This is a genomic window from Pseudoalteromonas peptidolytica, assembly GCF_012641745.1.
Taxonomy (GTDB): Bacteria; Pseudomonadota; Gammaproteobacteria; order Enterobacterales; family Alteromonadaceae; genus Pseudoalteromonas; species Pseudoalteromonas peptidolytica.
The window spans coordinates 1-18,421 of sequence record NZ_WEHZ01000055.1; the positions used below are offsets into that span (position 1 = coordinate 1).

19 protein-coding genes and 1 pseudogene are annotated in these 18,421 nt (G+C 42.1%); 18 read left to right on the plus strand and 2 right to left on the minus strand.

The window, feature by feature from the left end; all coding sequences use genetic code 11:
- Nucleotides 1–370 precede the first annotated feature (370 nt).
- From lexA to F9Y84_RS21165, 5 genes are all read left to right on the plus strand, one after another.
- Nucleotides 371–985, plus strand: coding sequence for a transcriptional repressor LexA (gene lexA, locus F9Y84_RS21145; protein ID WP_125253753.1), 615 nt, complete (start codon nt 371–373; stop codon nt 983–985).
- A gap of 349 nt (nt 986–1,334) precedes the next feature.
- Entirely contained in the window at nt 1,335–2,477 is a 1,143-nt protein-coding gene (gene coxB, locus F9Y84_RS21150; protein ID WP_147390701.1) for a cytochrome c oxidase subunit II, read from the plus strand.
- Nucleotides 2,477–4,051 (plus strand): cytochrome c oxidase subunit I, encoded by a 1,575-nt coding sequence (gene ctaD, locus F9Y84_RS21155; RefSeq protein ID WP_147390702.1) that lies wholly within the window; start codon nt 2,477–2,479, stop codon nt 4,049–4,051. The genes coxB and ctaD overlap by 1 nt, the downstream gene beginning before the upstream one ends.
- A complete protein-coding gene (locus tag F9Y84_RS21160) occupies nt 4,051–4,617 on the plus strand; it encodes a cytochrome c oxidase assembly protein (protein ID WP_147390703.1) in 567 nt (188 codons plus the stop codon). The genes ctaD and F9Y84_RS21160 overlap by 1 nt, the downstream gene beginning before the upstream one ends.
- A gap of 1 nt (nt 4,618) precedes the next feature.
- Nucleotides 4,619–5,494: a cytochrome c oxidase subunit 3 gene (locus F9Y84_RS21165; protein ID WP_125253749.1), complete on the plus strand. Its 876-nt coding sequence runs from the start codon at nt 4,619–4,621 to the stop codon at nt 5,492–5,494.
- On the opposite strand, the gene F9Y84_RS21170 is transcribed toward F9Y84_RS21165, so the two are convergent.
- Nucleotides 5,394–5,696 (minus strand): DUF2909 family protein, encoded by a 303-nt coding sequence (locus F9Y84_RS21170; RefSeq protein ID WP_125253748.1) that lies wholly within the window; start codon nt 5,694–5,696, stop codon nt 5,394–5,396. The genes F9Y84_RS21165 and F9Y84_RS21170 overlap by 101 nt on opposite strands.
- A gap of 11 nt (nt 5,697–5,707) precedes the next feature.
- Between F9Y84_RS21170 and F9Y84_RS21175 the strand changes: the two genes are divergently transcribed.
- The 13 genes from F9Y84_RS21175 to F9Y84_RS21235 all read left to right on the plus strand — a co-directional run bounded on the left by F9Y84_RS21175 (nt 5,708) and on the right by F9Y84_RS21235 (nt 18,059).
- Nucleotides 5,708–6,436, plus strand: a complete 729-nt coding sequence (locus F9Y84_RS21175) for an SURF1 family protein (RefSeq protein WP_147390704.1) — start codon at nt 5,708–5,710, stop codon at nt 6,434–6,436.
- The gene (locus F9Y84_RS21180) at nt 6,429–6,920 is read left to right on the plus strand and encodes a transmembrane cytochrome oxidase associated protein (protein WP_125253746.1); all 492 of its coding nucleotides are present in this window, start codon (nt 6,429–6,431) and stop codon (nt 6,918–6,920) included. Before F9Y84_RS21175 ends, F9Y84_RS21180 begins: the two co-directional genes overlap by 8 nt.
- A gap of 10 nt (nt 6,921–6,930) precedes the next feature.
- Entirely contained in the window at nt 6,931–7,938 is a 1,008-nt protein-coding gene (locus tag F9Y84_RS21185; RefSeq protein ID WP_125253745.1) for a COX15/CtaA family protein, read from the plus strand.
- Nucleotides 7,922–8,821, plus strand: a complete 900-nt coding sequence (gene cyoE / locus F9Y84_RS21190) for a heme o synthase (protein ID WP_125253744.1) — start codon at nt 7,922–7,924, stop codon at nt 8,819–8,821. The genes F9Y84_RS21185 and cyoE overlap by 17 nt, the downstream gene beginning before the upstream one ends.
- Nucleotides 8,818–9,411, plus strand: coding sequence for an SCO family protein (locus F9Y84_RS21195; RefSeq protein ID WP_128731675.1), 594 nt, complete (start codon nt 8,818–8,820; stop codon nt 9,409–9,411). The genes cyoE and F9Y84_RS21195 overlap by 4 nt, the downstream gene beginning before the upstream one ends.
- Before the next feature lie 153 nt (nt 9,412–9,564).
- The gene (locus F9Y84_RS21200; protein ID WP_125253742.1) at nt 9,565–9,837 is read left to right on the plus strand and encodes an STAS domain-containing protein; all 273 of its coding nucleotides are present in this window, start codon (nt 9,565–9,567) and stop codon (nt 9,835–9,837) included.
- 9 nt (nt 9,838–9,846) lie between these two features.
- The gene (locus F9Y84_RS21205; RefSeq protein WP_099643757.1) at nt 9,847–10,209 is read left to right on the plus strand and encodes a response regulator; all 363 of its coding nucleotides are present in this window, start codon (nt 9,847–9,849) and stop codon (nt 10,207–10,209) included.
- A gap of 18 nt (nt 10,210–10,227) precedes the next feature.
- On the plus strand, nt 10,228–12,321 hold the full coding sequence (locus tag F9Y84_RS21210) for a chemotaxis protein CheA (RefSeq protein WP_147390705.1): 2,094 nt from the start codon (nt 10,228–10,230) through the stop codon (nt 12,319–12,321).
- The gene (locus F9Y84_RS21215; RefSeq protein ID WP_147390706.1) at nt 12,318–12,839 is read left to right on the plus strand and encodes a chemotaxis protein CheW; all 522 of its coding nucleotides are present in this window, start codon (nt 12,318–12,320) and stop codon (nt 12,837–12,839) included. Before F9Y84_RS21210 ends, F9Y84_RS21215 begins: the two co-directional genes overlap by 4 nt.
- A 1-nt stretch (nt 12,840) precedes the next feature.
- A complete protein-coding gene (locus F9Y84_RS21220) occupies nt 12,841–15,528 on the plus strand; it encodes a methyl-accepting chemotaxis protein (protein WP_147390707.1) in 2,688 nt (895 codons plus the stop codon).
- Nucleotides 15,529–15,589: 61 nt separating this feature from the next.
- On the plus strand, nt 15,590–16,420 hold the full coding sequence (locus tag F9Y84_RS21225) for a CheR family methyltransferase (protein WP_125253738.1): 831 nt from the start codon (nt 15,590–15,592) through the stop codon (nt 16,418–16,420).
- Entirely contained in the window at nt 16,407–17,021 is a 615-nt protein-coding gene (cheD, locus tag F9Y84_RS21230; protein WP_125253737.1) for a chemoreceptor glutamine deamidase CheD, read from the plus strand. Before F9Y84_RS21225 ends, cheD begins: the two co-directional genes overlap by 14 nt.
- A gap of 9 nt (nt 17,022–17,030) precedes the next feature.
- Nucleotides 17,031–18,059 carry a protein-glutamate methylesterase/protein-glutamine glutaminase gene (locus tag F9Y84_RS21235; protein ID WP_125253736.1) on the plus strand — a complete coding sequence of 343 codons (1,029 nt, stop codon included), beginning with the start codon at nt 17,031–17,033 and terminating at the stop codon, nt 18,057–18,059.
- A 271-nt stretch (nt 18,060–18,330) separates the two neighbouring features.
- On the opposite strand, the pseudogene F9Y84_RS22655 reads toward F9Y84_RS21235, so the two are convergent.
- Nucleotides 18,331–18,421, minus strand: a pseudogene (locus tag F9Y84_RS22655) (IS982 family transposase); the annotation flags it as partial.

The following is an 18,421-nucleotide window of genomic DNA, read 5'->3' on the forward strand; positions in this document are numbered from 1 at the left end:
GCCGAGCTGTTGGGTCTCTCAAACAAAAAGAATAAAACAGTCTACTCTGTAACATCGCGAAGTAAACTCGCTCCCACCACAACATCAACAAAGCGCAGCACTGGTAGGAGGCGGTTTACCCGCCGAGGGTTTGAGAAAACTCCTTACTCAGTTTTGACGTTGCTCTACTTAAAACTTCTCTCTTCGACTTATCTATCAGCTTATAATTTACTTTCCTTAAGGAAAGTAAATTTAACTCTTTCTCTTTATTGGATTTTTTACATACCTTACTAAGGCTGTAAACTTAATTTATAAGAATAAACAAACATTGCGATTTTTTCTCAGCTGTATATACTTACAGTAAATATAATACTGTATGGAATACCAGTTGATGCGACCTTTAACTAAACGACAAGAGCAAGTCTTTGAACTGATTAAAGTATTCATTAAGGATACTGGCATGCCCCCGACTAGAGCTGAAATCGCTGATGCGTTAGGCTTTAAAAGTGCAAATGCAGCAGAGGAGCACCTTAAAGCACTTGCCAAGAAGGGGGTTATAGAAATGGTTCCTGGAGCTAGTCGAGGTATTAGGTTGGTTGAGGATGAACCAGAACAGTTAGGGTTGCCAATCATCGGCAGGGTGGCTGCTGGAGAACCCATTCTTGCAGAACAACACGTTGAAAGTCATTTCAATGTAGATGCTAGCTTCTTTAAGCCTCATGCGGACTATTTACTTAGGGTTAGTGGTATGAGCATGAAGAACATTGGGATCATGGATGGGGATTTGCTTGCTGTGCATAAGACTCAGGTAGCTGATAATGGTCAAGTAATAGTGGCGCGTGTAGAGGAAGACGTGACAGTTAAGCGCCTAGAGAAAAAAGGCAAAAAGATTTTACTTCATGCAGAAAATGAAGAGTTTCAAGCTATTGAGGTTGATCTTGAACATCAGAACTTTTCTATTGAAGGGCTTGCAGTGGGCGTCATCAGAAACGCCGACTGGATGTAACTTAAGTTGAGCGTAGCACTAATTAAATGGTGTTACGCTCTAGATAAACACCTTTTTTATTGCTTATCTAAAGTATTGCTAATATTGCCCTCGGCTGGGGTCAAATATAGTTACTCTTAGGTTAGTTTACTACTTTGATAATTCTACATAATACTTTGCCTTCTTACATTTATTAGTTCATAACTATAAAAACACTTCTAACTGGCATCTTTTCCTAAAATCTTGCGTTTTGTAAATTTCTTGACTATTTGGTTAAGAGTCGTGCAGTAAGTCTATGTACCAATAGACAATATGACAGTCATCCGATAATAACAAAAGGGGCTAAGCGCTGCCTTGAAGGAGACGTCAAATGAAAATTTGTCGATTAGTTGTAGCATTTGTCACCGTGCTAATCGTCATGCCATCACTTGCGAATAGCGATTACAATATGAGGCAGGGCGTAACAGACATTAGCCATCAAGTATATGAACTCCACATGACTATTTTCCTTATATGTTGTGTGATAGGAGTTATAGTGTTTGGAGTGATGTTCTGGGCATTACTCAAGCACCGTAAATCAACAGGGGCTGTCGCAGCTCAATTCCACGAAAGTACTAAAGTTGAAATTCTTTGGACCACAATCCCCTTTCTGATACTGATAGGAATGGCTATCCCTGCTACGAAAACGCTTATTGCGATGGAAGATACAAGCAAAGCTGATCTAACTATTAAGGTAACAGGTTCACAGTGGAAGTGGCATTACGAGTATATGGGACATGATGTTGAATTTTACTCTTTACTATCTACACCAAGAGATGAAATCAATGATCTGCAAGATAAAAATGACAATTATCTTTTGGAAGTTGATAACCATTTAGTGATCCCAACTGATAGGAAAGTTCGCTTTTTAATGACGTCAAATGACGTTATTCACTCATGGTGGGTACCTGATTTTGCTGTTAAGAAAGACGCTAATCCGGGCTTTATCAATGAAGCATGGACCAAAGTTAATGAGGAAGGAATCTACAGAGGGCAATGCGCAGAGCTCTGTGGAAAAGACCACGGATTTATGCCTGTGGTGGTAGAAGCTGTAAGCCCTGAAAACTTTGAGGTGTGGCTCGATGATGCTAAAGCCGCCAAAGCAAAAGCTGCAGCAGAATCACAGGCGGTGGCAGAGCAAATTTTATCGAAAGAAGAGTTAATGGAGGTCGGCGAACAAACCTACATGGCATATTGTGCTGCTTGTCACCAGCCAACTGGGCTTGGCTTACCTGGCGTCTTCCCCGCTATGAAGGGGAGTGAAATTGTCATAGGTGATCTTAAACCACACATTGACATCCTTCTGCTTGGTCGTCCTGGTACTGCTATGCAAGCATTTGCAAAGCAATTGACGATTAAACAAATTGCAGGAGTCATCACTTACAAAAGGAATAGCTGGGGTAATGACACAGGTGAGGTGATCCAGCCGAGTCAAATTCAACAAGAAATTGATGCCTTAGAGGAGGCCAAGTAATGAGTGCTATAGTAGAAGAACATTCAAATCATGGAACTCCCAAAGGCCTACAACGCTGGCTTTTTACAACCAATCATAAAGATATCGGCACGCTTTACCTATTATTTTCACTGACCATGTTTTTGATTGGTGGTGCAATGGCGATGGTGATACGGGCTGAACTATTTCAGCCTGGATTACAGTTAGTCGATCCGCATTTTTTTAACCAAATGACAACCGTTCACGGCTTGATCATGGTATTTGGTGCAGTGATGCCGGCATTTACGGGGCTTGCCAATTGGATGATCCCGATGATGATCGGGGCTCCAGACATGGCGCTTCCAAGAATGAATAACTGGAGCTTCTGGATCTTACCTTTTGCGTTTGCCATTTTGCTCATGTCTTTGTTTCTAGAAGGAGGGGGGCCTGCTTTTGGATGGACTTTTTACGCACCACTATCTACAACCTACAGTAATGATAATACGGCGTTTTTTGTATTTTCAGTTCATATAATGGGGATAAGCTCAATAATGGGCGCTATTAATGTCATCGTTACTATAGTGAACCTTCGAGCGCCAGGTATGACATGGATGAAGCTACCACTATTTGTATGGACTTGGCTTATAACTGCATTTTTACTAATTGCAGTTATGCCTGTTTTGGCTGGTGCTGTCACCATGGTGTTAACTGATAAGTTCTTCGGTACGAGCTTTTTTGATGCTGCAGGTGGTGGTGATCCTGTTATGTTTCAACACATATTCTGGTTCTTTGGTCACCCTGAAGTATATATTATGATACTACCCGCCTTTGGGATTATCTCCACGATAGTGCCTACCTTTTCTAGAAAGAAACTATTTGGTTATGCTTCAATGGTATACGCCACAGCCTCGATTGCTTTACTTTCTTTTGTTGTGTGGGCTCATCATATGTTCACGACAGGAATGCCGCTAGCAGGTGAGCTTTTCTTTATGTATGCGACAATGTTGATTTCTGTACCTACAGGGGTAAAAGTATTTAATTGGGTCGCGACTATGTGGCGAGGGGCAATCAGCTTTGAAGTACCCATGCTCTTTTCTATCGCTTTTATTGTGCTATTCACGATAGGTGGCTTTTCCGGACTCATGTTAGCGATTACGCCTGCTGATTTTCAATATCACGATACCTACTTTGTCGTTGCACACTTCCATTATGTGCTAGTAACAGGTGCCGTGTTCTCTATTATGGCTGCTGCTTATTATTGGCTGCCGAAATGGACTGGCAACATGTTTGATATCAAACTAGCAAAACTGCACTTTTGGCTATCTCTTGTGAGTGTCAATGTATTGTTTTTTCCCATGCACTTTGTTGGCTTGGCAGGAATGCCTCGACGAATACCTGATTATGCACTTCAGTTCGCTGATTTTAATGCCATTATCAGCATTGGTGGCTTTGCTTTTGGTTTATCACAACTATTATTCGTGGCTGTTGTGTATAAGTGTGCCAAAGGAGGTGAGCAGGTGCCCGGTAAAGTGTGGGATGGAGCTGAAGGCCTTGAGTGGGAAGTACCGTCACCTGCGCCATATCATACATTTTCTACTCCACCGGAGGTCAAGTAATGCAACATGGACGCCTCCTTAGAAAGCTTCTACTGCTGACTCTGGGCATGTTTGCTTTTGCTTTTGCATTAGTCCCACTTTACGACGTATTTTGTGATGTAACAGGACTCAATGGAAAACCTTCGATGAAAGTGGCAGAGCAAAGCGAGGCTATTATTGATAGCCGTCAAGTTGAGGTAAGTTTCACAACACATAGCCAGGGTCATGCACCATTTAAGGTTGATGCAGCTCAACACTTTGTCAGTGTGCAACCCGGAAAATTAACAGACGTGAAGTTTATTGCAAAGAATATCAGTGACAGTGATCGGATTTTACAAGCAATTCCCTCTGTATCTCCGGGGAAAGCTGCCAAGTATTTACATAAAATGGCCTGTTTTTGCTTCGACCAACAACCAATGAAGGGTAAAGAAGAGGTTGAGTTTGTATTGAGGTTTTATGTAGATACAGAACTGCCTGATGATGTGGAAGAACTAACGCTTTCATACACGTTATTTGATATTACAGAGCGAGTAAGCCAGACACAAAATGTGCAGTTGGGCCAGTTAGTCGCTCTAAAGGAGTTCTAACATGAACCATGAACAAGAAAAATACTACGTTCCAGAGCAAAGCCCTTGGCCTATTGTTGGCGCTTTTGCGCTCTTTTTTATCGCAGTGGGCTGCGCGCTTACAATCATTCAACTTGACTCCCCGAACAATAGTGGCGCAATCCTGTTACTTGTAGGTATCGCTACGCTGATCTATATGATTTTTGGTTGGTTTAGAAACGTAATTCAAGAATCCCAAGCTGGATTGTATTCAGAGCAAATGGATCGCTCGTTTAAACAAGGGATGGGTTGGTTTATTTTTTCCGAAATAATGTTTTTTGGTGCTTTCTTTGGCGCGCTGTTTTATGCACGCATGATAGCTGTTCCTTGGTTAGGTGGAGCAAGTAATAATGTGAGCACAAACGAAGTGCTGTGGCCTCAGTTTGAAGCCGCGTGGCCACTATTAACAACGCCTGATGGAACGGTAACACAAGCCATGGGGTGGCAGGGCTTACCATTGATCAACACCATCATACTGCTCGCCTCTTCAATAACGTTAAGTTTGGCACATGTTGCCCTAGAAAAAGATCAAAGGGCAAAAGTAAAAGCCTTTTTAGGGTTAACGGTACTGCTTGGTATTGGCTTTTTAACTCTACAGGTTGAAGAGTATATTCATGCCTATCAAGAACTTGGTTTAACTCTTCAATCTGGAGTTTATGGCAACACCTTCTTTTTACTAACTGGATTTCATGGAGTTCATGTCACGCTTGGGGCGATAATTTTATTTGTGATATGGGTGAGAGTTCTGAAAGGGCACTTTAGTGCGAAAAATCACTTTGCGTTTCAGGCTGGTGCTTGGTATTGGCACTTTGTTGATGTGGTGTGGCTGTGTTTGTTTGTATTTGTTTATGTGTTGTAGAAATAGGCGACGAATGTAATTTGATTAAATCAAACTGAGCAGCCAGACAAATAATAAGAATCACAGCTATAGAGGCGTATACTCGATTTAATAGCTGCTTTGCCATTGACCCTTGTTGCCCTGATTTGAGCATGACGAACATCGCTTTAAATAAACTAAGAAAAATAAATAGCAGAAGTACTACGATAATAATTTTAATCATAAGGAGTGTCCGTGAATTTAGGTGCACTTTTTAAAGGTAGATCAAAAACGCCTATATTGGCAGCGTTAATCGTGATGTTGTTATGTGTAGCTCTTTCATATTGGCAATGGCAACGTGCAGCCAAAAAGCATGCAATAAACCAACATATAGAGAAGCGACAAGACCAAAACCTTGCAAATAGAAATAATCCTGAAAGTAAAGTTCCTATCGAGCAAATTGATGGTGAAGTGCAACTAACTGGGCGCTTTGTTGCTGGCGCGGTATGGTATCTTGATAACCAAGTAGTAAAAGGCCGAGTAGGTTTTGACGTTATATCTGTTTTAGAAGTGAGTAAGACTGGTGAATATGTTGTGGTAAATTTGGGTTTTGTCCCACAGCGAGCAAGTCGCATTCCAACACTTACTTCTCTTTCCGAAACAAAGGTAACTTTCCCTGCATACATTAAAACAAACGTGAGTAAAGGCTTTACGTTGGCTGACTCTGCAGCGGAAAGTCAGCAGGCTCATTCGATAATTCAGTATATTGATCTCGACTACCTATCTAAAGCTTCTAACCGCACTCTATTGCCTATCATTGCATACATGACACATGACGTACTTGGTAGTACTGAGCCACATTACCAACCAGTTGTAATGTCACCACAGAAGCATGAGGCTTATGCTGTTCAGTGGCTGCTGATTGCGTTTTCGGCACTAGTGATCGGATGGAAACTTTCAAAAAAGGAGAGTGGATATGTCTAAGACAGCGATATGGTTTGTCAGTTTGTTCATTATGCCATTACTACTAGCATTCGTAGCACTAAAGTTGGGTTGGCTTCCCAGTAGCACAACTAACCATGGTGAATTTCTACGTCAAGAGGTGAGACAGCCTGCAGTCGTCCAAGATACAGAGTGGAGTATTGTGTATCAGCGTCCAAAGTCATGTAATGAGCAATGCTCTTTGTTGCTTAACAGTCTTCCTAATTTGTATTTGGCACTTGGCAAGCATCAGCAGAAGGTAACTATCGTGGTGTTGCAGAATCAAGGCGAACCTCTTATTGAGCACGCAACTTCATTGCCGCTACAAATCTCCCAACTGCAAGATAACTATATTTACTTGGTAGATAAGACTGGTCTATTTGTTCTTCAGTACGCGCCTATATTAGATCAAAGAAAAACGAGAAGTATACAAAAAGGCTTGCTAAGTGACCTCAAAAAACTATTGAACTACTCTCGCTCAAGCTAGGAGGTTATATATGAATAGAATCAAGCTGGTAATATTTACCTGTTTTGTTACGCTTGCGGTTGTCACTCTTGGTGCTTTCACACGCTTGAGTGACGCAGGTCTTGGCTGCCCTGATTGGCCTGGGTGCTATGGCTTTTTGACTGTGCCCAATGAAGCTCATGAGTTAATCGCTGCAAAAGATCAGTTTCCGCATTTAGAAGTCGAAGCCGACAAAGCTTGGATCGAGATGATCCATCGTTACTTTGCTAGCTTTTTGGGGGCCATTATTCTCCTCCTGGCATGCTTACAATTCTTTAAAAAGCCACAGGTTGAAGGCCCTAATAAACATTACTATTTACTTCTGCTGTTAGTGTTGTTTCAAGGAGCTTTAGGAATGTGGACTGTAACAATGAATTTACAGCCGATAATAGTAATGGGGCATTTACTAGGAGGATTCAGTATTCTGGCGTTGCTTGTTTTGCTTGCTTTACGACTGAAGCACCGTGACATTATCGCTGATGTCCCAAAACGCCTTGCTCTGATGTGTTATGTAGCGCTTTATATTTTGGTTATTCAAATTGCGCTTGGAGGTTGGCTAGCTGCCAACTATGCTGCGCCTCACTGTACAGGCTTACCGCTTTGTGACAACTTACAATTGTTTTCTTGGCAAAGTCTATTTACCCTGCCTGAGCCTTCAGCCACCTACGAGTTTGGCGTGCTCCCTTTTGAATCAAGGGTGTCTATCCATTTTACTCATAGAGTGTGGGCAATTATAACCGTATTCAGTTTACTTATAGCATGCTGGCCTTTATTAAAGCAGGCACAAAATCAGGTGATCAGAAATTCAGCTTATCTGGTATTAGTGCTGATTACTCTGCAAGTGGCCGTCGGCGCCGCTATCGTTCATTTCCAATTTCCATTGCTACTCACCTTATTTCATAACTTTATGGCAGCCATGGTATTACTAGCTATGGTGAGACTATGCTTTTTTGTGAATTTAGCGCAAAAAGTAGGAGATAAATATGCACCAGTTAACTAATACTTTTGAATATCAAAGAATAACATCGTTGCTAAAGGCCTATTTTGGCATGTGCAAGTTTAAAGTAGTTTGCATGCTGGTGATCACCGCGTGGGTTGGTCTGGCTTTAGCGCCACAAAGCGATAAAACGCTATTGTCTCAAATCATGAGTCTATTGGGAATCGGCTTGCTGTCGAGCAGTGCCGCAGCAATAAATCATGTGGTTGACAGAGAAATAGATAAAAAGATGGTCAGAACGCGTGACCGACCGCTCGCAACAGAGTCAGTCTCTGTTTCTTCAGCCATAATGTTTGCCAGTACTTTGGCTTTATTCGGCTATGTACTACTCTCCATTTTTGCAAACCAGCTGTGTGCTTTGTTAACTCTCGCTGCGTTAGTTGGATATGCCGTTGTGTATACGCTACTTTTGAAGCGAGCAACCCCCCAAAATATTGTGATTGGAGGGTTAGCTGGTGCTATGCCACCGCTGCTTGGGTGGGTTAGCGAGACAGGACAGCTGGGTGCTGAACCATGGTTATTAGTGATGATAATTTTTGCATGGACTCCACCACACTTTTGGGCTTTAGCCATAGCGCGAAAACGTGACTATGAGAAAGCTGAAATACCCATGCTACCTGTGACACACGGTGATGAATTTACCAAGCTTTGTGTATTATTTTACACCATATTACTGACCGTAATTTGCCTATTGCCTTATTTGGTCGGAATGTCGGGGTGGATTTATTTACTGTGCTCTGGGGCAGTTAATGTGGCCTTTATATATAAGGCCGCAAAGCTTATTAAAACGAAGAGTTTAGAGTATGCTATGCGTGTATTTTATTTTTCAATTTGGCATTTGCTAATTGTTTTCGTAGCACTTTTTGTGGATAAAGCATTTATATGAAAAAAATTCTTTTGATCGTTGTAGTGGCGATATTATCTGGTTGTAGCCCTGCGCCTGATGTGTCTGAAAAAGTAGTTTGGTACCCAAAACCAAAAGAAGTGCAGTCGTTTCAACTTCAAGACCAGTATGGTGAAGTGTTATCCAATCAAGACTTTGCAGGCAAGTGGAATTTACTTTTTCTTGGGTATACCAGCTGTCCTGACGTTTGTCCGATGACATTATTGAAACTGACTCATGTGTATCAATCAATGAAAGATAAGAGTAAATTACAAGTATGGTTCGTATCTGTTGATCCTCACAGAGACTCAAAGGAGCGACGACAAGCGTATATTAGGCACTTTGATCCAACCTTCAAAGCGGTCTCTGCAGAGCATTCGATATTGTTTCCTTTTGTCAGAGATCTTGGCTTGATCTATGCGATAAATCAAGAACAGCAAGAAGAATACTATGTTGATCACAGTGCATCAGTTGCACTAATCAATCCAAAGGGACAGCTGGAGGCTATTTTTAAACCCTCTCATGAAGTTGGAACTGTGCCGACGATCGATGAAAAACAGTTATTAAAAGACCTTAATAGCATAATAAACTAGCTCCATATCGCGTAGCCTGTGCCCTACGCGATTTTATTTCCTACCTCTAACGCTTTCATTATTTGCGGATTTTTATTTAATCTTTGTGGCAATTTTACGATCACAGTCTAAGCTAATTTTATTACTCACTTTTACAGGGATAGTCTTCAGCTCATGTTGAAACTTCCACCAGAAATGGCAATTAATCATGTGGAAAGCTTGTACCATCAAATTTTCCAGGACTCTTTGGAAACATCTGACATTTCTATCGACATTAGCGAAGTGCAAAAAGCAGACACTGCTTCTATCCAGTTACTATGCGCTGTGCAAAAGCACCTACATTCAATGGAGCACAAAATTGTTTGGCATGGTGAAAGTGAAGCGCTCGCACAAGCCGTAAATGAGCTCGGATTAACGCACTATTTATTCCATGGTATTGAAAACTAAGAGGTGATTATGAAAAAGATTTTAGCTGTGGATGATTCTGCCTCTATGCGTCAAATGGTTGGCTTTACATTGAAAAAAGCAGGCTTTGATGTGATAGAAGCAAAAGATGGCAGTGAGGCTCTATCTATTGCAAAACAGCAGGGCTTTGATGCTGTGATCTCAGATGTGAATATGCCAGTTATGGATGGCATAACTCTGATCAAAGAACTTCGTAGCCTGCCTAATTATAAGTTTACTCCTTTGTTGATGTTAACTACTGAATCAGGACTGGATAAGAAAACAGAAGGTAAGGCAGCAGGTGCTACCGGATGGATAGTTAAACCTTTTAACCCTGAACAACTGCTAGCTGTGCTAAAGAAAGTCATCAGGTAGACATAAAGGGGCGTCGACATGAGTATTGATTTAAGCCAATTCTTTGATGTCTTTTTTGAAGAGAGCTTTGAGGGACTGGATGTGATGGAAGCGGAGCTTCTAAACTTACAGCCAGGGCAAGAAGATTCGGAGACCATCAATACCATATTTCGTGCAGCGCACAGTATCAAAGGTGGAAGTGGAACATTTGGCTTTACATCCGTATCTAACTTCACCCACGTTTTAGAGACCTTGCTTGATCAAATCCGTGATGGTAGACGTCAACTAGCAGCTGAACATGTAAATCTTTTACTTCAGTCCGTCGATTGCTTAAGAGCTCTATTGACAAGCTTGCAAGCTGAAGAAGAGCCTGACCTTTCTGTGGCGAATACGTTACGAGAGAAGTTTGAAGGGATTTTAGGCGCTCAACAGTCGCAAGATGCTCAGACCTCACCAAGCCGAGAGGTAGCTCCTGAATTACAAACCTATCAAATTGACTTCAAACCGCTTACACACCTTTTTAAAACTGGCAATGAGCCTTTGTATATGTTGAGTGAGCTGTCCGAACTCGGGGATTTGGAAACGCACGCCTTTTGCGATGCAATTCCAGATATTGAAAGGTTTAACCCTGAAGACTGCTACCTAAGTTGGCGTTTATATTTAAACACTACCCACTCTGAGTCAGCTATTAGAGAGGTTTTCGAGTGGGTTGAGGATGACGCCGAGATAGTGATCACGTTGTGTGGCGGCCTATTTGAAAATGATAGTGCTCCAGAAGTGAATATAGCGTCCAAAACAGATACTGAATCGCAAGTAGCGCAAAAAGAAACTCAGAACAATACTGAAACAACACAGAAACCGACCGCCATGGCTAAGCCTAAATCTGAGGTGAATAAGAAGTCAGGCGAATCTACATCAATCAGAGTAGGTATAGATAAAGTCGACTCACTGATAAATATGGTGGGTGAATTAGTAATAACGCAAGCAATGTTAACTCAACTCGGCGAACAAGAGCCCACAGAGCATACATTGGCTGCAATGCAAGAGGGGTTGGCGCAGCTGGCTCACAACACCCGAGACTTGCAAGAAAACGTAATGCGGATAAGGATGTTACCTATTAGTTTCGTCTTTAGTCGCTTTCCACGCTTGGTTAGAGATACATCACAGAAGCTGGACAAACAAGTAGCGCTCAAGCTACTTGGCGAACAAACAGAGTTAGATAAAACAGTGATGGAAAAAATCTCTGATCCTATGGTGCATCTTGTAAGAAACTCGTTAGATCATGGATTAGAAACACCCGAGGAAAGAATTAAAGCAGGAAAGGATCCCGTTGGGACTGTGACGTTAAATGCTTTTCACCAAGGCGGAAATATCGTCATTGAGATTATGGATGATGGCAGAGGTCTCAATACAGAAAAAATCAAGAGTAAAGCCTTGGCGAATGGGTTGGTACAGGCAACAGATGAGCTTACTGTTGAGGAAGTAAATGAGCTTATTTTTAAGCCGGGGTTCTCTACTGCGGATGAAGTAAGTGATATTTCGGGTCGTGGTGTCGGGATGGATGTTGTACGCCGAAATATTCAAGCGCTTAATGGGAGTGTAGAGGTTACTTCGGCCAAGGGAGTTGGCTCAACATTTACGATTCGTCTACCGCTTACACTCGCTATTTTAGATGGTCAGCTAGTCAAAGTTGCGCAACATACCTATATCATCCCCCTTATTTCCATTGTGGAATCACTGCAGATCGATATTAAAAAAGTGAGTAGAGTCGGAAATGGTTTAGAGGTTTTGCGATTGAGAGACGAGTACATTCCAATCATCAGACTCTATCAGTTATTTAGCCATGAAGGAGCAATCGAAGAACTCGATAAAACTTTGCTTGTTGTGGTTGAAAGCGACAACCATAAAGTTGGGCTGCTGGTGGATGACTTACTGGCACAGCAGCAAGTGGTGATAAAAAGCCTAGAAGCGAATTATCAAAAGGTCAATGGCATATCTGGCGCTACTATTCTCGGAGACGGCAGAGTGTCGTTGATTATAGATATCAGTGGCTTAATAAAACTAAGCGGCCTTAAGCGACCCGGAAGTCAAGAGCTGTTGGTAGAGCAGGAGCTAGAAGAGGTGATGACATGATCACTGAACGTGCAGCAGTTAATGAGCAAATTATGCTGGCTAATAAGGAAGGTGATAAGCAGTTTTTGACCTTTATGATGGCAGGAGAAGAATATGGCATGGATATCTTGGCTGTCCAAGAAATTAGGGGATGGGAAGAAGTAACAGCAATTCCTAATTCACCAAGGTATGTAAACGGTGCAATTAATCTGCGTGGAACCATAGTACCTATCATTGATTTGCGGATCCGCTTTGGCTTACCTCAGATCGAATATGGTGCTTTAACAGTCGTTATTGTCGTGTCTGTGCTCATCAAAGGGATGCAGAAAATTATGGGACTAGTGGTAGATGCAGTCTCGGACGTATACAGCATCAATGAAGAAACTGCTAAAGATGTACCTGACTTTCAGGACTCGGAAAATAGTCAGTTCGTACAAGGACTTGTCAATGTTGGTGAAAAAATGGTTGTACTTTTAAATTTAAAAAAAATTTTAGATCTTGAAGTAAAACATGATGAGCAATCGGTTGTCGGGGGATAGCATGCGCGATCACGCACTAGTGAGTCAAGTCAATAGCAGAGTATTAGTTGCCAGTGCCATAATAGTTGTGGGTTTGGCAATCAGTATTCAGATGTTAAACGTGAGTATGTCTACTCAAACTTACGTCGCGATAGTAATTGCGGGCGTAAGCGTTGCATTAGCGGTTTTGCTACTGAAGCAAAGTGTAAACACGCTGCTAGCTAGGTTACAGAGCGTTGAAAGTATTATACCGGCAATCGAAAATAACGATGCAAGCTTACTAAATAACCACTTCAAGGCAGAGCATCCGACGCTGTTCAGAGCAGTAGCTACTTTTTTAAATGATGATATAGCGAATGATAAAGAACATAACCACAGCCTGTTATTAGCGCTCAAAGTTTGTCAAGCAAACATAATGTTGGCTGATGCGTCTCTTAATATCGTTTATTTAAATGACTCCCTTACGAGTATGTTGCGAAAGAATCAGGCCAAATTACAGCAAGAATTACCAGGTTTTAATGTAGATAACTTGATTGGCGCTAACATCGACTCATTTCACCGTAACCCCAGCCATCAAAGAGGTATTTTAGCTAATCTCTCTAGGCCCTATGTTGCCCAGATTATAGTCGCTGGACTTACCTTCGACCTTATTGCAACACCAGTATTTGATGAAGAAGGTAAACGCTTAGCCACCTTAGTGGAGTGGAAAGACTTAACAAGAGAGCTTGAGGTTGAAAAGAGGCAAGCTGAGTTGGCGAGTCACAATGCGAGAATTTCTAGTGCACTAGATGTGTGTCAAGCCAACGTCATGCTTGCGGACGATAAATTAAACATTGTTTATGTCAACGATTCTGTAGTGAGGATGCTAAGAGATAATCAGCCTCAGCTTAGGAAGTCTCTTCCAAATTTCGATGTAGATAAACTTGTCGGGCAATGTATTGATGTATTTCACGAAAACCCGAGTCATCAGAGACACATACTCGATAAGTTAAACGATGTATATCGTGCTGATATTGAGATTGCAGGGTTCACATTTGGGTTAATTGCAACCCCTGTTTTTGATGATGGCGGTAAGCGTATTGGTACGGTGGTTGAGTGGGAAGACAAGACTGATAGGTTAAATCGGGAAGCGCTGGAAAAATCGGCTGCAGCGGAAAACTTAAGAGTACGAAGAGCGCTGGATAATGTGTCGACTAATACCATGATCGCAAACGAAAAGTTTGAGATCGTATACTTAAACCGCGCCGTTAAAGAAATGATGAGAGGCGCAGAGAGTGATTTAAAACGTGACTTGCCAAACTTTGACAGCAGGCAGCTTATGGGGGCTAATATTGATGTTTTCCATAAAAATCCAAGTCATCAGCGTAGTATGCTCTCTCGTCTTGAATCTGAGTACAAAACTGAGATAGCCGTTGGCGGACGTACCTTTAGTTTGGTGGCAAATCCCATTTTTGATAGTAATAACGAACGTGTAGGAACCGTAGTTGAATGGAACGACAGAACCAAGGAAGTCCAGATTGAAAAAGAAGTCGCAGGACTAGTGCAATCAGCTAACAGTGGTAACTTAAGTGTTCGTTTATCTGATGAGGGTAAAGAAGGATTTTATTTGCGATTAGCACAAGGACTTAATAGCTTAGTTGCGACTGTCGATGAAACAGTTACTGACATGGGAGAAATGCTGGATTCGTTGGCTACGGGTAATTTAACCCAGCGGATAGAGGGAGATTATCGTGGTGCTTATGAAAAGCTGAAAAAGGACGCCAATACCACGGCTGAAAAATTGACCGAGGTGTTAGGCCGGATCCGCACTTCAGCAAACCTAGTCGCAAGTGGCGCAGAAGAAATATCACAAGGCAATGCTGACTTGAGTCAGCGGACTGAAGAGCAGGCGTCTTCTCTGGAAGAAACCGCTTCTAGTATGGAAGAAATGACCAGTACAGTTAGACAAAATGCAGATAATGCAAAAGTTGCGAATCAGCTGGCAGAAGAAACGTGTGATAAAGCAACGAAAGGCGGAGAGGTAGTGACTCGCGCGGTAGAAAGTATGTCTGAAATAAACAGCTCAAGTAAAAAAATCGCTGACATCATAGGGGTGATTGATGAAATTGCTTTCCAAACAAACTTACTGGCCTTAAACGCGGCTGTAGAAGCCGCTAGGGCAGGAGAGCAGGGGCGTGGATTTGCGGTTGTTGCTGGAGAAGTGCGAAACCTAGCGCAGCGCTCCGCGGCGGCGGCAAAAGAAATTAAAGATTTAATACGAGATAGTGTCAGTAAAGTCGAAGATGGCACATTATTGGTGAATGAATCAGGCGAAACCCTAAAAGGGATTGTTGAGTCGGTGAAGCGTGTAACAAACATGATCTCGGATATTGCTGAAGCCTCTGTTGAGCAAAGCTCTGGGATAGAGCAAGTGAATAAAGCTGTTTCCCAAATGGATGAGATGACCCAACAAAATGCCGCACTAGTTGAAGAGGCGTCTGCTGCTGGTGAGTCTATGGCTGAGCAAGCGAACGATATGAGAAGGCTTCTGAACTTTTTTACGCTAGACGACCTAGCTAGTCACAGCCACGATGTGAGCTCGTCAAAACGTCATTATGATATTCAAGAGAAACAACCACCCAAGCACACCATGATACCGAGCAAAACATCATTGCAAAACACAAAAAACAACCAGTTTGCTGATGATTCTGAAGAGTGGGAAGAGTTTTAGCATAAGGTGTGTTTAGCTGGTACAAAACCAGCGTGATGAGTAAGATTGAGGGAATATTGCGATGCGGGAGTTTTTGCTTACAGATAAGGACTTCTCTGAGGTTTCGGCTCGAGTATATGATGCTTGTGGCATAGTGCTTGGGCCACATAAAAAAGAAATGGTGTATTCGCGGTTAGCAAGACGCATACGTGCTAATGGCTTGAGTTCATTTGCTGAATATCTATCATTTTTAGAAAAAAATGAAGACGCAGAATTTAGTCACTTTATTAATTCTATAACTACAAATTTAACCTCTTTTTTTAGAGAAAATCATCACTTCGAATTTCTGGCAAAGACGGTGGTGCCAGAAATTACTACTCGGCATAAGCAGGACAAAAGGGTGAGGATATGGTCTGCGGGGTGCTCAACGGGTGAAGAGCCATACAGTATTGCAATGACAGTTGCTAACGCATTTCCTAATGATTGGGATGTAAAGGTGCTGGCAACAGATTTAGATTCAAATGTATTAAGTAAGGCGAGTATCGGAGAGTACACCGCAAATAATGTCACAGGTTTGGACGAAGATAAATTGAAAAAATGGTTTCTGCGTAGCGCAGATGGCGGTACATATAGAGTCAAACCAAAATTACAGTCTTTCATTCATTTCAAGCGCTTGAATTTGCTGGAACCATGGCCAATGAAAGGGCCGTTTGATGCCATATTCTGTCGTAATGTTCTGATTTATTTTGATAAAAAAACAAAAGACAAACTTTTCGAGCAGTACCATCGGATGCTAGTACCGAATGGATATTTGCTAATTGGACACTCTGAAACCATGGGTAAGGAGCACTTGCAGTTCAAAAACTTAGGTAAAACCATTTATCAAAAAGGCCAGTTGAATGAGAGAATTTAAACCTGTTTTAAGGGGCTTTGAACACGTTAAACGGTTTTGGGACTCAGGACGAGCGATGGTTGTTGCAAAAGTATTGCCTGGAGAGTTTTATGTATCTAAACAAGATGAGCTAATTTCAACCGTACTTGGCTCTTGTATTGCCGCATGTGTGTATGATGAGAAGCTAGGGATCGGGGGGATGAATCACTTTATGCTACCCGGTGCAAAGTCCCTACGAGAGGTTCATGCTGATGATCTTAATTGTCGCTATGGTAACTGGGCGATGGAATATTTAATAAACGAAGTTGTTAAAAACGGCGCATCTAGAGCGAACTTAAAAATTAAATTGTTTGGTGGCGGCAAGATAATTAGTTCAATGACGGACATCGGTGAGGGGAATATCCGATTTGCCCAAGCTTATGTTGAAGAAGAGTGTTTGAAGCTAATTTCCCAGGATGTAGGTGGTCCATGGCCAAGGAAAGTTATTTTTCATCCTCAAAGTGGTAAAGCACAGGTAAAAAAACTGCGCACCATGCACAATAACACGATTGAGCAACGTGAGGTACGTTACCTACACGACATTGAAGCTCAAGACAACAAAACAGACATCGAGCTGTTTTAAGGGTGAAATATGGTCAAAGTTCTTATTGTCGATGATTCACCGCTAATACGCGGCTTATTAAAAGAAATATTAAATCAGGGGAATGGTATTGAGGTTGTAGGCGTCGCGGAGGATCCGTATCAAGCACGAGAGTTGATTAAATCAACCGCACCGGATGTGCTGACGCTAGATATTGAGATGCCAAGAATGAATGGTATCAGTTTTTTAAAAAACTTGATGCGTTTGAGGCCTATGCCAGTGGTGATGATATCAACGCTGACACAAGAAGGGTCACCTGCAACTATTGAGGCATTAGAACTAGGTGCCGTTGATTTTGTTTCTAAGCCGACCAGTCATGTTATAGAGCAACTGCAATCATATTCAGATATTCTACAGAAAAAGGTAAAAGTCGCAGCCAAAGCCAGAGTGCGAACATTTAAAGCACCAAAGTCAGAAAGACAATTAGAGGTAGGAACCTCCTTCACCTTTGCACACAATGCTATTCTTGCTATCGGCGCTTCAACCGGAGGGACGGAAGCTATACGTGAAGTATTAATGCGTCTACCTACTCATGCCCCGCCTGTGGTCATTACTCAGCACATTCCACCCGTATTCAGTACATCTTTCGCACAAAGAATGGACCGAACGTGTGCAGTTTCAGTGAAAGAGGCAGAAGATGGCGATATGTTGAAGCCCGGGCACGTGTTTATTGCCCCTGGTGATAAACACCTCAAAGTCGAGAGAGTATCTTCTGGGTACGTTTGTCGACTGGATGACGGCGAACCTGTGAATAGACATAAACCGTCCGTAGAGGTGTTATTTAATTCATTAGTGCCAATAGGAAAGCATGTTTGTGCAGTGATGCTGACCGGAATGGGCAGTGATGGAGCAAAAGCAATGTTGGCACTTAAAAAGAACGGAGCGAAGACATTCGCCCAGGATGAATTGAGTTCTGTGGTATGGGGAATGCCAAGAGCGGCTTATGAGTTAGGTGCAGTGCAATCTTTGGTGCCGCTGAGTAAGGTAGCAGAAACAATGCTTGATGTAGTAAAAAAGTAACGACGGATGAGCCTCAATAGAGCTGGTGCCAGTAGAGGGTGAGTGTAAGCGAGTTTATGGCGAAACTCGCTCTAATGCTAACTTAACCCACTGCTATCTCTTTCTAACGAATACAGCTTTGAAAGCACTTATACCAATTTGAAGGAGTAAATCTGACGCTAACCGCGTTAAAAATTTCTTATTTAGAACAACTAAATAGCAAAATTTTTGCCTGGTTATCGACAAGACTTTCTCGCCTCAAAATAGACCACTTAATTAACCCGAGATCGGTTTAAGCCATCAGTTCATCAATAGAAATTGATGGCTTTTTTTCTTTGTGGCTGTATGCAATCAGCGCACCCAAGACTGTTAATATCATTCCA